Annotated in this window: 11 protein-coding genes; 4 read left to right on the top strand and 7 right to left on the bottom strand. The window is 74.6% G+C overall.

All coding sequences use genetic code 11. The features are described from left to right. Nucleotides 1-30: 30 nt before the first annotated feature. Nucleotides 31-828, top strand: a complete 798-nt coding sequence (locus tag AAH991_RS10015; RefSeq protein WP_428833966.1) for a purine-nucleoside phosphorylase — start codon at nucleotides 31-33, stop codon at nucleotides 826-828. A gap of 9 nt (nucleotides 829-837) precedes the next feature. Continuing rightward, complete coding sequence (locus tag AAH991_RS10020) at nucleotides 838-2,472, top strand: phospho-sugar mutase (RefSeq protein WP_346225486.1); 1,635 nt, start codon at nucleotides 838-840, stop codon at nucleotides 2,470-2,472. A 3-nt stretch (nucleotides 2,473-2,475) separates the two neighbouring features. On the opposite strand, the gene AAH991_RS10025 is transcribed toward AAH991_RS10020, so the two are convergent. The 3 genes from AAH991_RS10025 to AAH991_RS10035 are packed head-to-tail and all read right to left on the bottom strand — an operon-like array spanning nucleotide 2,476 to nucleotide 7,125. Continuing rightward, nucleotides 2,476-3,942 carry an alpha/beta hydrolase gene (locus AAH991_RS10025; protein ID WP_346225487.1) on the bottom strand — a complete coding sequence of 489 codons (1,467 nt, stop codon included), beginning with the start codon at nucleotides 3,940-3,942 and terminating at the stop codon, nucleotides 2,476-2,478. 34 nt (nucleotides 3,943-3,976) lie between these two features. Next, on the bottom strand, nucleotides 3,977-6,394 hold the full coding sequence (locus tag AAH991_RS10030) for an FtsX-like permease family protein (RefSeq protein ID WP_346225488.1): 2,418 nt from the start codon (nucleotides 6,392-6,394) through the stop codon (nucleotides 3,977-3,979). Beyond that, nucleotides 6,391-7,125 (bottom strand): ABC transporter ATP-binding protein, encoded by a 735-nt coding sequence (locus AAH991_RS10035; RefSeq protein WP_346225489.1) that lies wholly within the window; start codon nucleotides 7,123-7,125, stop codon nucleotides 6,391-6,393. The genes AAH991_RS10030 and AAH991_RS10035 overlap by 4 nt, the downstream gene beginning before the upstream one ends. A 98-nt stretch (nucleotides 7,126-7,223) precedes the next feature. Between AAH991_RS10035 and AAH991_RS10040 the strand changes: the two genes are divergently transcribed. After that, entirely contained in the window at nucleotides 7,224-7,832 is a 609-nt protein-coding gene (locus tag AAH991_RS10040) for a response regulator transcription factor (protein ID WP_346225490.1), read from the top strand. Nucleotides 7,833-7,878: 46 nt separating this feature from the next. Here the strand turns inward: AAH991_RS10040 and AAH991_RS10045 are convergent, their stop codons facing one another. The 4 genes from AAH991_RS10045 to AAH991_RS10060 form a co-directional block, all read right to left on the bottom strand. Further along, nucleotides 7,879-10,020 (bottom strand): sensor histidine kinase, encoded by a 2,142-nt coding sequence (locus tag AAH991_RS10045; protein ID WP_346225491.1) that lies wholly within the window; start codon nucleotides 10,018-10,020, stop codon nucleotides 7,879-7,881. 74 nt (nucleotides 10,021-10,094) lie between these two features. Beyond that, nucleotides 10,095-10,676, bottom strand: a complete 582-nt coding sequence (locus AAH991_RS10050) for a PH domain-containing protein (RefSeq protein ID WP_346225492.1) — start codon at nucleotides 10,674-10,676, stop codon at nucleotides 10,095-10,097. Beyond that, nucleotides 10,673-11,761 carry an adenosine deaminase gene (locus AAH991_RS10055; RefSeq protein WP_346225493.1) on the bottom strand — a complete coding sequence of 363 codons (1,089 nt, stop codon included), beginning with the start codon at nucleotides 11,759-11,761 and terminating at the stop codon, nucleotides 10,673-10,675. The genes AAH991_RS10050 and AAH991_RS10055 overlap by 4 nt, the downstream gene beginning before the upstream one ends. An 82-nt stretch (nucleotides 11,762-11,843) precedes the next feature. Then, a complete protein-coding gene (locus AAH991_RS10060; protein ID WP_346225494.1) occupies nucleotides 11,844-12,197 on the bottom strand; it encodes a cupin domain-containing protein in 354 nt (117 codons plus the stop codon). Between the two features lie 155 nt (nucleotides 12,198-12,352). Between AAH991_RS10060 and AAH991_RS10065 the strand changes: the two genes are divergently transcribed. Further along, nucleotides 12,353-14,440 carry a hypothetical protein gene (locus AAH991_RS10065; protein WP_346225495.1) on the top strand — a complete coding sequence of 696 codons (2,088 nt, stop codon included), beginning with the start codon at nucleotides 12,353-12,355 and terminating at the stop codon, nucleotides 14,438-14,440. Nucleotides 14,441-14,447: the final 7 nt, after the last annotated feature.

Below are 14,447 nucleotides of genomic sequence, written 5' to 3' on the forward strand. Positions count from 1 at the left end.
GGGTTCATGCGCTTCTGTACCCTCAGCAAAGTGACCCCATATGACCTGGCGGCCGAGGCCGCGACCACGCTGAGGAACCTCACCGGCATCTCTTCCTTCGACGTCGCCCTCGTCATGGGCTCGGGCTGGGTCCCGGCCGCGGACGCGATCGGCGAGACGGTCGCCGAACTCGCGGTGACGAAACTGCCCGGGTTCTCCCCGCCCGCGGTCGCCGGTCACGCGGGCACGGTGCGGGCGGTGCGCACCTCGGCCGGGCTCAACGCCCTGATCTTCCTCGGCCGTACGCACCTCTACGAGGGCCGCGGGGTGGAGCCGGTGGTCCACGGGGTGCGCACGGCCGTCGCGGCCGGGGTGCGCACGGTCGTGCTGACCAACGCGGCGGGCGGGCTGCGCCCGGAGACCCAGAATGTGGGCGACCCGGTTCTGATCAGCGATCACATCAACCTCACCGGCGACAACCCGATCACCGGCGCGACGTTCATCGACCTCACCGAGGTGTATTCGAAGCGCCTGCGCGACCTCGCGCGTGCGGTGGACCCCACGCTGGCCGAGGGGGTGTACGTCGCCTTCCGCGGCCCGACGTACGAGACGCCGGCGGAGATCCGCATGCTGCGCACGCTCGGCGGCGACCTGGTGGGCATGTCCACCGTGCTGGAGGCGATCGCCGCGCGGGAGGCCGGGGCCGAGGTGCTCGGGATCTCCCTGGTCACCAACCCCGGCGCGGGCCTGGTGGGCGAGCCGCTCAACCACGAGGAGGTCCTGGAGGTCGGCCGGGCCACGGCCGCCCGCATGGGCGTCCTGCTCGCCCAGGTCGTCGACAAGCTGTAGGGGGCACCCATGACCGATCTCGTACGGCTCGCCGGACAGTGGCGTGACCAGGACCCCGACCCCGAGACGCGGGCGGAGCTCGACGCGGTCCTGGAGCGCGACGATCTCGCCGCGCTTGAGGACCGCTTCGGCGCCAAGCTGGAGTTCGGCACGGCGGGCCTGCGCGGCGCGCTGGGGGCCGGGCCGAACCGGATGAACCGGGTCACGGTGATGCGGGCGGCCGCCGGGCTGGCCCGCGTCCTCGGCCCCGGACGCCACGTGGTGATCGGCTACGACGGGCGGCACAAGTCCGACGTGTTCGCCGCCGACACGGCCCGCGTGCTGACCGGGGCGGGTCTGCGCGCCTCGGTCATGGCCGCCAAATGGCCGACCCCGGTCCTGGCGTTCGCCGTGCGCCACCTGGGCGCGGACGCGGGCGTCATGGTCACCGCCTCGCACAACCCGCCCCAGGACAACGGCTACAAGGTCTACTGGGGCGACGGCGCGCAGATCGTGCCGCCGATCGACGAGGAGATCTCCGCCGCCATCGACGCGGTCGGCCGGGTGGACGCGCTGCCGCTGGGCGAGGGCTGGCGGACCCTCGGCCACGACGACATCGTCGTGCCGTACCTGCGGGCACTGGCCGCGCTCCCGATCGGCGACGCCCGCGACATCGCGGTGGCGTACACGCCCTTGCACGGCGTCGGCGGCACGACCGTCTCCGAGGCGTTCCGCGCGGCGGGCTTCGAGGTGCCGGTCATGGTGAGCCGGCAGGCGATGCCCGACCCGGACTTCCCCACCGTGGCGTTCCCCAACCCGGAGGAGCCGGGCGCGATGGACCTCGCGCTCGAACTCGCCGCCGCGACCCGCGCCGACCTGGTGATCGCCAACGACCCCGACGCGGACCGGTGCGCGGCCGGCGTCCCGCTGCCCGGCGGCGGCTACCGCATGCTCACCGGCGACGAGGTGGGCGGCCTGCTGGCCGAGCACGTGCTGCGGCACACCTCGGGGGACGACCGGCTGGTCGCCACCTCGATCGTGTCGTCGTCGCTGCTCGCCAGGATCGCCGCCGAGCACGGCGTGCGGCACGCCGAGACGCTGACCGGATTCAAATGGATCATGAAGTCGGGCCCCGGGCTGGTCTTCGGCTACGAGGAGGCCCTGGGCTACAGCGTCGGGTCGGACGCCGGCCTGCCGGTCCACGACAAGGACGGCGTGGGGGCCGCCCTCGTCGTCGCCGGGATGGCCGCCGCCGCCAAGCGGGACGGCAGGTCGCTGCTCGACCTGCTGGACGACCAGGCCCGCCGGTACGGCCTGCACGCGACCGCCCAGCTGTCGGTCCGGGTCGAGGACCTGTCGCTGATCGCGCAGGCCATGGAGCGCCTGCGCACGCACCCGCCGATGGAGCTGGCGGGCCGGACGGTGGAGTCCGCCGAGGACCTGTCCCGGGGGGTGGCGGGGCTGCCGCCGACCGAGGGCCTGCGCTACCGCCTGTCCGGCGGCGCCCGGGTCGTCGTCCGGCCCAGCGGCACCGAGCCCAAGCTCAAGTGCTACCTGGAGGTCGTCGTACCGGTCGAGGGCGAGGACGTCGCGCCCGCCCGGGCCAGGGCCGCGCAGGACCTGGAGGCCCTGAAGAAGGACCTCTCCGTCGCCCTCGGCCTGTGACCCCTATCCGCAGACGATGTCCCGCGCCGGCCGCTCACCGGCGACCAGGAACGCGGTGACGGCGTCGTCACCGCAGGCGTTGCCGTTGACCAGGTAGGACCCGTGCCCGCCCGAGTCGACGGCGACCATGCGCGCCCGGCTCCCGAAGGCCTCGCGCATCCGCAGGGCGCCGCTGTACGGCGTCGCCGGATCGCGCAGGTTCTGCACGAGCAGGACGTTGGACGGTCCCTTCGCCGTGACCCGCACCGGCGCCTCGGCCGGCCGGTAGGGCCAGTAGGCGCAGGGGCCTATGTTGACCGGCATGCCGGCGGTCAGCGGGTGGGCCGCCCGGTCACGGGCCACCAGCCGCCGGTGCGCGTCGAGCGAGCTCGGCCACTCGACGTCGTTGCAGAGGGTCGCGGCCGCCGAGGCCGCGGCGTTCTGCATCGCCTCGTCCGGGGCGGTGGAGGGCGCCGGGAGGGGACCCGGACCGAGCGCCGCCCGCATGAGCCCGGCCAGGGCGGGGAACCCGGCGTCGGAGTACAGCGCGTTCAGCATGGTCTCTCGCAGGACCGCGCCGTCGAGCCGCGCCGGGTTCGCGCCCGGCCAGGGGATCGGGGCGCGGTCCAGGCGCTCGGCGAGGTCCAGGAAGGTGCGGCGGACCGCCGCGGCGTCCGCGCCCAGGCCGAACTCGCCGTCACGGGCGGCGGCCCAGGCCGCGAAGTCGGGGAAGCGGTCGTCGACGCCCACCGAGTAGTTGGCCAGCCAGGCGCGGGCGACCTTGTCCGGGTCGGGATCGTCGTTGCTGTCCAGGACCACCCTGTCGGTCCGGCCGGGGAACATCGTGGCGTAGACGGCTCCGGCGTACGTGCCGTAGGAGACGCCCCAGTAGGACAGGCGCTGCTCGCCGAGGGCCCGGCGGATTGCGTCGATGTCCCTGGCCTCGGTGCGGGTGCTGATGCTGCGCAGCACGGGGCCGCCGTTGCGGGCGCAGGCGTCGGCGATCCTGCGTGACCACGCGGCGTTCCGCTCGATTCCCCCGTCGGCGGACGGGTAGGGCTTGAGCAGGGTGGGCGCCAGGTCGTCGTGCGCGAGCCCGCAGGAGACGGGCGAGCTCCGGCCGACGCCCCGCGGGTCGAAGCCGACCAGGTCGTAGCGGTCGAGCACGGCGCCCGGCAGGCGCTGCGCCATCGCGCTCGGCCTGCTCAGGCCCGGGCTGCCCGGGCCTCCCGGGATGAGCAGCAGCACGCCCCTGCGCAGTCCCGGCCGCGCCGTACGGATCCGGGAGACGGCCAGGGAGATCGTGCCCCCGCCCGGCCTGCCGTACGTGAGAGGGACCTGGAGCGTGGTGCACTCCTGGCGGGGGTCGAGCCCGGCGGCGGTGCCGCAGGAGGTCCACGCCGGGGCGGCGTGGGCGGCGGCCGGGGCCCCGGTCGCGACGAGGGCGGTGGACAGGGAGATCACGGCGGCTGCCGATGCGATGCGGTTCACGATTTCGTCCTTCGAGCGTGGGGGGGAAGAGGGTCTACTGGCGGGCGCCGATGGTCTCGGCCGGGCGGGCGCGCAGGGCGAGACGCGCGGGGAGGCTCGTGGCGACCAGGGCGAGCGCGGCCACGGCGGCGATCACCAGCGCGTAGCCGGCCGGGGGGATGTACGGCAGGGCCGACCCGGTCATCCCCCGGCCGAAGGCCGACAGCGTGACGAACGCGATGCCGGTCCCGGCGAGCACGGAGACGACCAGCGCGCTCAGGGTCTCCAGGCGGAGCATGCGCAGCACCTGCCGCCGGGTCGCGCCGACCAGGCGGAGCAGGGCCAGCTCCCGCGACCGGTCCGTGGTGGACATGGCCAGCGTGTTGACCACGGCGATCGCGCTGAACGCGATGATCAATCCCATGGCCACGTAGTTGACCTCGGCGTTCGGGGCCTGCGTCCCGGTCCCCTCCGTCGGCGACACCACCGGAGCCACGGCGGCCAGGGCCGCACGCGGGACCGAGGGGGCCTCGACGAGCAGGGTGCCCGAGGGGTCGTCGACATGGGCGGCGACCAGCGCGTACGGCAGGGTCAGGTCGCCGAAGCCGAGACCGCGGGAGTAGATCGCCACGACCTTCAGCTCCGCCGGGGTGCCGTCGCCCAGGGTGAGCGTGAGGGTCTCGCCGGCCGACAGCCCGAGCCTGGAGGCGGCCGACTCGCTCAGCGCGGCCGACCGGGCGCCGAAGCCGTCGAGCGAGCCGGACACGACCCCGAGGTCCACGGCCTGCCCGATCGGCCGCCCGCCGCCGTCGACGCCCTGCGCGCCGTACTTGTCCAGCCCGACGCGCACGGAGGTGCGCACCACCGAGGTGACGGCCCGCACGCCCGGCACGCGGCGCACGGCCTCGATCAGGGCGCCGTCGGCCGTCGCGCCGCTCACCACGTAGTCGGCGTGGGTGCCGGCGGCGGCCTGCGCGGCCGACGCGTGCCCCATCGTGGTCTGGCTGAACAGGATGGTGCAGGTCATGGCCACCAGAAGGGTCAGCGGCGCCATCACGGAGGCCATCCGTCCCGGGCCCGTCCGCAGGTTGCGCGCCGCCAGGTATCCGGCGCGGGAGGCGCGCAGCGCGACACCGAGCAGGGCGGTCGCGACGCGGGCGAGCACCGGGCCGAGCAGGGTGACGGCCACCGTCCAGACGAGCGCGGTCAGCATCGTCACCGGGCTCGACGCCGCCTCGGTCTCGAGTCCCGACAGCACCAGCGTCAGCGCGATCCCACCGGCGACGCACAGGACGCCCGCGATCGACCGGCCGAGGGGCAGGCGGCTCCCGCCCATGGCGGCCTCGCCGAGCGCCTCGACGGGCCGGATCCGCGCGGTGCGGCGGACCGACAGACGGGTCGCGGCCCAGGCCGCCACCACGGCGGCGAGCAGGGCGGCCGCCGCCGGGAACGGGCTGACCACCAGGCGCAGGTTCGCCGGCATGGCGCCCAGCTCGACGAACCGGCCGCGCAGCCAGAACCCGAGGCCGATGCCGGCCGCCGACCCGACGACGCCGGCGACCAGGCCGACCAGCAACGCCTCGCCGCCCAGCAGCCGGCGTACCTGCCCGGGCGTGGCGGCGACCGCGCGGAGGAGGGCGATTTCGCGCCGCCGCTGCTGGACCGCGAGGGCGGAGGTGCCGGTCACGACCAGGATCGCCACCAGCAGGGACGTGCCACCGAGCGCGCCGCCCAGGCTGATCAGCCGCACCCGCGCCTGCTCCGCGTCGAGGAACTCCACAGTGCCGCGCTCGTCCCCGGTGTAGGCCAGGAGACGATCGGTCAGCGCCGGCGAGACGTCCACGTGCATTCCCATCCTGGGGAACACGCCGATCGCGGTCACCAGACCCGGGCGCCCGGCCAGCCGGCGGGCCTCGGCGGTCGAGAAGAACACCGTGTCCTGGCTCGGCAGGGCCTGCGCGGTGACGCCCACGACCCGGTAGGCCTTCCCCCGGAGGTCGAGAGCGGCGCCCACGGACAGGCCGGAGCGGGCGTCCACGACCACCTCGCCGTCCCCGCGCGGCGGGCGGCCCCGCCCGATGGTGAACGGCGTGAGCCCGGCCGACTCCCACCCGTGCCCCAGAGCGTGCCCGTCCACGGGGAACGTCACCTCGGTCAGCACCTCGGAGACGCCCGGCAGGCCGCGCAGCCGCGCCGCCGTCGCCTCGGGAATCCAGACCCGCTCCGACAGCGGCTTGGCCTTCGTCTTGACCTTCCCGGAGGACTTGGCCACGGTCTCGTGGACGTTCTGGTCGCCCGCGACGATCAGCGGCGCGCCCGCGTAGCGCTCCGGCGCGATGTCGCCCCGCAGGCCGGTCTCCAGCAGCATCAGGCACGCGCAGACCAGCGCGGCGGCGCACACCAGCGCCACGAACGCCCCCGCGAACGCCGCCCCGCGGTGCCGCAGGGTCTTCAGTGCGAGTCCCGTGATCATGCCGCGTACGCCCCCATCCGGGTCATGCGGTCGGCGACCTTCTCCGCGCTCGGCGCGGCCATCGCGTCCACGATCCGGCCGTCGGCGAGGAACAGCACGGTGTCGGCGTAGGAGGCGGCCACCGGGTCGTGGGTGACCATCACCACGGTCTGGCCGAGGCCGTCCACCACCTCCCGCAGCAGGCGGAGCACGTCACGGGCCGTCATCGTGTCGAGCGCGCCGGTCGGCTCGTCGCCGAAGACCACCTGCGGCCGGGTCACCAGCGCCCTGGCGATGGCGACCCGCTGCTGCTGCCCGCCGGACAACTGGGCGGGGCGGTGCCCGAGGCGGCCCGCCAGCCCCACCCGCCCGACGATCTCGTCGAGCCACGCCCGGTCGGCCCGCGCCCCGGCCAGCCGCATCGGCAGCGTGATGTTCTCCAGCACGGTCAGGGACGAGACCAGGTTGAACGCCTGGAACACGAAGCCGATCCGCTGCCTGCGCAGCTCCGTCAGCCGGGTCTCGTCCATGCCGGACAGCTCCGTGCCGCCCAGCCGCACCGAGCCGGAGGAGGGCGTGTCCAGCCCCGCCGCACAGTGCAGGAACGTGCTCTTGCCCGAACCCGACGGTCCCATCACCGCGGTGAAGCTCCCGCCCGGGATGTTCACCGAGACCTCGCGCAGGGCGGCCACCGCGCCCTGTCCCTTCCCGTACACCTTGCTCACCGCGTCAAGGCGGAGCACCTCTGTCATGTGCTCAAGCCTGCTGATCAGCGGTGTCGCTTCCCAGAGACGGCCTCACCTCGTGACCATGACCTCGTCATGATCCGGACACTGGTAGACATATCCGCGTGATTCGCGTACTCCTTGCCGAGGACCAGCACGTGATCAGGAGCGCCCTGGCGGCCCTGCTCGGGCTGGAGGAGGACCTGGAAGTCGTCGCGACCGCGGAGTCCGGAGAGGCCGCCCTGGCCGCCGCGCTGGTCCACCGCCCCGACGTCGCGGTCCTCGACATCGACATGCCCGGCAGACTGGACGGCCTGGCGGCCGCGGCCGAGCTCCGCACGCGCCTGCCCGCCTGCCGCGCCCTGATGCTGACCGCGTACGGCAAGCCGGGGCACCTGCGCCGCGCCCTCGGCGCCGGTGTCGCCGGATACGTGCTGAAGACGGCGCCGCCGGACGAACTCGTGGCCGCCATCCGCAAGGTCGCGGCCGGCGAACGGGTGCTCGACCCCTCGCTCGCGGTCACCGCCTGGGACCTGTCGGACAACCCGCTCACCCCGCGTGAGGCGGACGTGCTCCGCCTGGCAGCCTCCGGCGCGGACGCCGCGGACATCGCCGGGCGGCTCCACCTGGCTGCGGGCACCGTGCGCAACTACCTCACCGGGATCGTCACCAAGCTCAACGCCCGCAACCGGACCGACGCCGTGCGCATCGCCACCGAAGCCGGCTGGATCTAGTGCCGCGACCGGCAGGATCTGCGCGACGGGGCAAAGAGGAGGGGCACTAGGCTCGCGCGGCCACCGGGGCGGGATGCGGCACGCACGCGTCGAGCGTGAACCGGTCGCCGTCGACGCGTGAGGTCAGCCGGCCGTCCAGGGCGGCGAGGCGGGTGGTCAGGTTGCCGATGCCGGACGACCCCCGCCGCCTCTCCCCCGGCCGGACGCCGTCGTTGCGCACCCGCAGCCGCAGCCCGTTCTCGTCGGCGCGCATCGTGATCGCGCAGTGGCGGGCCTCGCTGTGCCTGAGCACGTTCGTCACGGCCTCCCTGAGCACGGTGCCCAGCACGGTCTCGACCTCGGCGGGCAGGTCCGGCTCGATCGGCTCCACGGTCACCCGGATCCCGGCGGCCGACAGCACCGTGCGCGCCGACTCCACCTCCGCCGCCAGGGACAGCTCCCTCTGCTCGCCCGAGACGGACCGCAGGTCCGCCCGCGCGCCCTCCGCCATGGCGACGATCTCCTCGATCCGCTCCCGGGGGCTTCGCAGGCGGCGGGCCAGCTCACAGGTGAGGAGGATCGCGGCCAGGGAGTGCCCGAGCAGGTCGTGCAGGTCGCGGGCGGCGCGCAGACGCTCCTCGACGATCGCGGCGCGGGCCAGGCTCTCCCTCGCGGCCTGGAGCTCCTTCACGATCTGGGCCAGGCGGAGCAGGGCGTAGACCACGAGCCCGGTGACGAGCGCGCTGATCGTGCTGTTGGCGAGGACGGGGGCGGGCAGGCCGAACAGGACCCCGGCCCCGGCGACGCTCGCCACGATCGCCGCCGCCGCCGGCCACGCCACGCGCCAGGGGAAGGCGAGCAGCACCGGCCCGGCCAGGAAGCCCGCCACGCCGAGCCAGACGGGCCCGAACACCGGAATGGGCGCGTACGTGAGCACCGCCATCACCCCGAGCGCCACCATGTGACGCCCGTTGACGGAGCGGAGCTGCATGACGACGATCACGGCGAGGCACGCCGCGGCCGGGAGCACGAGTGCGCCGGGGAGCTGGAGCAGCGCCTTGACGCTGAAGCCCACGAGAACGGCCGCCAGCACCGTGACCGACACCGCGTACGACGAGTCGTGCGCGGGCTCCGGCGGCAGCCACCGCCGTCTTCCCGCCCGGCTCTCCCGCACACCGGCGCCGGCGCCCGCCTCGCCGGACGCCGTCTGCTCGGACGGGCCGCGGGGAAGGGTGGCCTCCACCACGAAGTGCCCGGCGGGGGTCAGACCGGTGGTGAGGGTGCCGCCCGCCTCCTCCAGCCGGAGGCCGTCGAAATCCGCGCCCTCGGCGGTGCGGTGGCCGTCGTCGACGACGCGCAGCCGCACCCTGCCTCCCTGCGCGTCTCCCTGCTCGCCCGTCTCGATGACGCACAGCCGGGCGGTGCCCCGGCGTACGACGTCGGTGACGGCCTCCCGCAGCACCCCCGCCAGCAGCGCCCCGCCGGGGCCGAGGGGCTCGGTGTGGCCGCCGCGCACCTCCACGGCGATTCCCGCGGCGTCGAGCATCGCCCGCGCCGTGACCAGCTCGGGAGCGAGGGAGGTCGCGCGGTAGTTCGCGGAGGCGGCGCGGGCGTCGGTCAGCGCCGTACGCGCGGTGGCGGTCACCGAGGCCAGCACCTCGGCCGCGTCGTGCGGCTCCGCGAGCGCCCGGCGACCGCCCTCGACGATCACTTCGAGGCTCCGCCCGAGGCCGTCGTTGAGCTCGCCGGCGAGGCGCAGCCGCTCGGCGGCCACGGCCGCGGCGGCCAGCGAGAGCCGGGCGGCGTGCATCTCGCCCGCGCGCTCCACGAGCCGGGTGAGACCGAAGACGACCAGCGAGACCAGCACCACGGTGATCGTCGCGTCGGCCGTCGCCCCGCCGCGGGCGGCGTCGATCACCGCCGCGCTCACCACCACGAGCGGCGCGAGCACGCGCGCGATATCACGACGGGCACTGGTCAGCAGCAGCGAACCGGCCAGGAAGCCGAGGATCCCGGTGGAGGCCCCGCCGGGGACGCTCGCCGTGTAGACGAGGACGGCCTGCGCGGCGAGCAGCCACCACGTCCTGACCTTCAGCAGGTAGAGGACCTGCACGGCGAACACCGCCAGCGCGATCGGCGCACCGGCGACCACGTAGACGCTCGCGAGCGCGGCGAGCACAACGACGACGATCACTCGCGCCAGACGCACTCAGACCCCTTCGGGAGACGGTGACCGCCCCGGAGCCGCCGGCCCCTCTCCGCGGTGCCGGTCCCTCTCCGCGGTCAGGAGACGACGAAGGCGGCCGCGACCAGGGCGAGCGCGGCGGCGACGGCCGCCAGGGCGGACGGAGACCAGGTGACGCGGGTCTCGCCGGAGGAGCTCTCCCGGCGGGACCGGCTCATCTCGGTGAGCTGGCCGGCCACCCAATCGGCGTGGGTGCGGGCGCCGACGGCCTCGGCCACCGCCCGTTCGGCCCGGTTCGCCGACTTGGCCGCCTTGGCGGCCCGCCCGGCGGCCCTGGCCCGCTCCCGGGCCGTCGCCTGGGGCGTCCAGCAGCGTACGGTGGTGTCTCCCGACTCGATCACGATGGCGCTGGCCACGGACACGTCGTCCACGCCGCTCCAGGGGACGTAGGCGTTCCGCAGCACGTTGCGCACACGGACGCCGCCCTCCTCGGCGACGACGGCGGGCCGCAGCGCCATCACGAACACCAGCGCCGTGATGACGCCCAGCACCGCGCCCGCGATCAGCGCGCTGGGGATGCTGCCGTGGGCGACCAGGTCCCACACGTTCCAGGCGGCGAACAGCATCCAGGCCCAGCCGCAGACCCAGGCCACCTTGGACCGGTAGACCTGCGGTTTCATGCGCGCCACTTCATCTGCGCGTACCCCGGCTTGATCACGCCGTTGATCAGCGCGAGCCGTTCGTCGAACGGGATGAAGGCCGACTTCATCGCGTTGACCGTGAACCACTGCAGGTCGTCCCAGTCGTAGCCGAAGGCGTCCACCAGCTTGGCGAACTCCTGCGACACGCTCGTCCCGCTCATCAGCCGGTTGTCGGTGTTGACCGTCACACGGAAGTAGAGGCGGCGCAGCAGGCCGATCGGGTGCTCGGCGATCGACGGGGCGGCCCCGGTCTGCAGGTTCGACGTCGGGCACATCTCCAGCGGGATCCGCTTGTCGCGGACGTACGCCGCCAGCCTGCCGAGCTTGGCCTCGCCGTCGTCCGACACCGTGATGTCGTCGATGATCCGCACGCCGTGGCCCAGGCGGTCGGCGCCGCACCACTGGATGGCCTGCCAGATCGACGGCAGCCCGAACCCCTCGCCGGCGTGGATCGTGAAGTGGGCGTTCTCCCGCTGCAGGTACTCGAACGCGTCCAGGTGCCGGGTGGGCGGGTAGCCGGCCTCGGCGCCGGCGATGTCGAACCCCACCACGCCGAGGTCCCGGTAGCGTACGGCGAGCTCGGCGATCTCCATCGAGCGGGCCTGGTGGCGCATGGCCGTCAGCAGCGTGCCCACCCTGATCCGCGGCCGGCCGTCCGGCCCGGCCGAGCCCAGGCGGAATCCCTCCAGCACGGCCTCGACGACCTGGTCCAGCGACAGGCCCCGGGAGGTGTGCTGCTCCGGCGCGTACCGCACCTCGGCGTACATCACGCCGTCGTCCGCCAGGTCCTCGGCGCACTCCGCGGCCACCCTGACCAGCGCCTCGCGCGTCTGCATCACCCCGACGGTGTGCGAGAACGTCTCCAGGTAGCGCTCCAGCGAACCCGAGTCCGCGGCGTCCCTGAACCAGACCGCCAGCTCGCCGGGGTCGTACGTGGGCAGGGTGTGGCCGCATTCGCGGGCGAGGTCGACGATCGTCCCGGGGCGCAGCCCGCCGTCGAGATGGTCGTGCAGGAGCACCTTGGGCGCCCTGCGAATCTCCTCCAAATCGGGCAGCTTACTCATGCCACCCTCCTCCCCACGGTCGTCCGTCCGGCAATCCTAGCCAGGGCCCGAGCGGCTTCGGATCGCCGAGACCTGCCGATTCTCACTCCTCGCGATTGGCGGTATCCGGGGAGAACGCGGGCAGGCAGACGGCCACGTACTCCGCACCGGACGGCCCGGAGCTGTAGCGGATCTTCTCGCCGGGCTCGCTGACGAACGCCTGGCCCGCCTCCACCACGGTCGTGCCGCCCTCGTGCTCCACCACGACCGACCCCTTGAGCACGAGCGTGTACTCACCGAACTCCGGGGTCTGTGCGGGCTCCTCCCAGCCGGGCGGGGCCACCATGTGCGCGATGGAGACCTGCTCGTCGCCGCTGTTGACGCGGCCGACGTACTCGTCAATGACCTTGCCGCCCGGCACCGGGATGCGGGTGGGGCCGTCGATCCTCCTGACCATGCCGACCAGTCTGTCAGTCGTTCCCCGAAATCCTGTCATTTGCCCGCATTCGCACTAGGCTTGAGCGGCTGCGGGGGCGGGAGGGACCGCAGGGCCGGGTGATACGTGAACCAGACACGACGCGGTGCCCGCCGCCGCGTGGACGGGGAGCCGTGGTGAGAGATCTGCCGGGCTTCGACGCCTTCGCCGCCGACCAGGCCGGGCCGCTCGCCCGTACGGCCCTGTCGCTGACGGGAGACCCGGCGGCCGCCCGCGCGCTCGTGGTGACCGCGCTCTCGGCCGTCGCGGCCAGGTGGAGCGCCGTGCGCTGGTCGTTCCCCGCCCATGCCGCCCGTGAGGCGCTCTACCGCTCCTACCTGAATCGGGCCCACCCGAAGCGCCCGCGAGCCCGCCGGGCCGCAGGCGGGCACGGCACGCATCCGTCCGTCCCCCTCGGCGCGGACGCGGCGGCTCTCCTGGACGCGCTGACCGCGCTGACGCCGCGCCGGCGCGCCCTGGTCGTGGCCTGCTTCCAGGACGGGCACTCCACCTGGCAGGCGGCCGGCCTGTGCCGGATGGACGCGGGACCGGCCAAGACCGAGACCGTGCTCGCGGTCGCCGAGCTCCGCGATCGCCTTCCCGCCTCGTTCGTCGACGGGACGGCGCCGGACCCCGGAACCGGGGACGCGGACGGCGGCACCGGCGGCACCGGCGATGCTGGCGGCGCGGCGACCGGCCCTTCGCCCGCCTCGTGGCCGGCACCGTGGCCGGCGCCGTCGGACACAGCCCCCTCCTCGCCCGGCGCCCGGATCTCGTGGTCGCAGACCGTCCGGCCCTCGCCGGCCTCCTGGGCTCCGCCGTCGGATGCGGCCGCCTCCTTCCGCGGCCCCTGGGCCCCGCCGTACGAGGCGGGACAGGGCTCGGCAGCACCGGACCGGACCGCGGCGTACCACGCCACGCCCTTGCCGCACACGGCGCCGTCGGTGCCCGCCCCCACGGCGGGGAGCACCCTCGCGGACGAACGGGACGACGACCCGTGGGCAGCCGCGCTGCGCAGGGAGCTGGCCGCCCTGTCCGCGGCGATGCCCGCGCTCGACCCCCTCCCGCTCGCCGCCGAGGCCGCGCGGGCCGGCCGGCTGCGCGGGACACGGCGCCGCGCCCTGGTCACCGGCATGAGCGTCACGCTCGCCGCCCTGGTCGTCGTCCCCCTCGCCTTCGCCGCGGCGGGCCTGGCCGAGCGCGCGACACGCGACGCGGGCTCCCCCGGCTCCCCGGCGTCCCCGGACGTGAGCGCGACGATCCCCGGCCCGCTGCCCGCCTCCCTGCCCGGCCCCGTACGCTTCGCCTACCGGGGATATTGCACAAGGGACGACTGGGACCCTGTCACCGAGAAGTTCGCGGACAACGGCTGTGACCAGTGGCGGGTGGTGACGGCCACGGGCGAGCAGTGGCGCGTGGCGGACGTGGCCCCCGATCTCAGCGACGGCTGGCAGCCCCTCATGGCGATCAGCAGGGACGGCAACCGCGTGGCCTACTTCAGCGATGCGTCGTCCGACTTCGTCGTTTTCGACCTGCTCGACACCACGGCGAAGAGGACCGGGATGGTCCCGCTCATCGAGGAGGTGTCGCGGGGGGCCTCCCACCTCGTCATCTCACCCCGCGGACGGTGGATGGCCGCCGATTTCGGCCCGGCCGCCGAAGCGATCGCCCCACGTGTGCAGAGCCTCACCGACTACCGGGTCTCGACGCTGCCGCGCCGGATGCGCGTCCTGGCGGTCGGGGACGACGGCACGGTGACGGGCACGGCGACGTGGGACACCGACGCGGCTCCCGGCCGGATCAGCACCACCGTCCTGCTGCGCGTGCGGCCGGACGGGCGGACGCTGAGCCGCGTGCCGATCGACGCGGCGCTGTTCGAGGCCGGCGCCGCCGTCTCCCCGGACGGCCGCACCGTCGCCGTGGCGGCCGAGCGCGCCCATCCGCGCGAGGACGACCACGGCCTGCTGGCCACTCTCGACACCGCCACCGGCCGGGTGCTCACCCGGCATGAGGCGGCGCTTCCCGAGGACGCGCACGTGGTCGCCGTACGCGGCTGGGCGAGCGCCCGCGAAGTCATCGTCGAGGCGGAGCGGCCCGGCGAGGACGAGTACGAGGAGGAATACTCCCTCCACGCCGTCGACGTGCGCACCGGGGCCGCGAGGCCCATCGACACGGACGAGGCGGGCGGCGTGCCCGACCTGTGGGTGCCCGGCGCGCTGCGCTGACCCCCGC

The sequence above is a fragment of the Microbispora sp. ZYX-F-249 genome (genome assembly GCF_039649665.1).
Classification (GTDB): Bacteria; Actinomycetota; Actinomycetes; order Streptosporangiales; family Streptosporangiaceae; genus Microbispora; species Microbispora maris.

Bases quoted from the DNA above. Each gene is read 5' to 3' on its own strand.
- AAH991_RS10060 (WP_346225494.1), bottom strand. From the start codon at position 12,197: ATGGTCAGGAGGATCGACGGCCCCACCCGCATCCCGGTGCCGGGCGGC.
- AAH991_RS10050 (WP_346225492.1), bottom strand. From the start codon at position 10,676: ATGAAACCGCAGGTCTACCGGTCCAAGGTGGCCTGGGTCTGCGGCTGG.
- AAH991_RS10035 (WP_346225489.1), bottom strand. From the start codon at position 7,125: ATGACAGAGGTGCTCCGCCTTGACGCGGTGAGCAAGGTGTACGGGAAG.
- AAH991_RS10030 (WP_346225488.1), bottom strand. From the start codon at position 6,394: ATGATCACGGGACTCGCACTGAAGACCCTGCGGCACCGCGGGGCGGCG.
- AAH991_RS10055 (WP_346225493.1), bottom strand. From the start codon at position 11,761: ATGAGTAAGCTGCCCGATTTGGAGGAGATTCGCAGGGCGCCCAAGGTG.
- AAH991_RS10020 (WP_346225486.1), top strand. From the start codon at position 838: ATGACCGATCTCGTACGGCTCGCCGGACAGTGGCGTGACCAGGACCCC.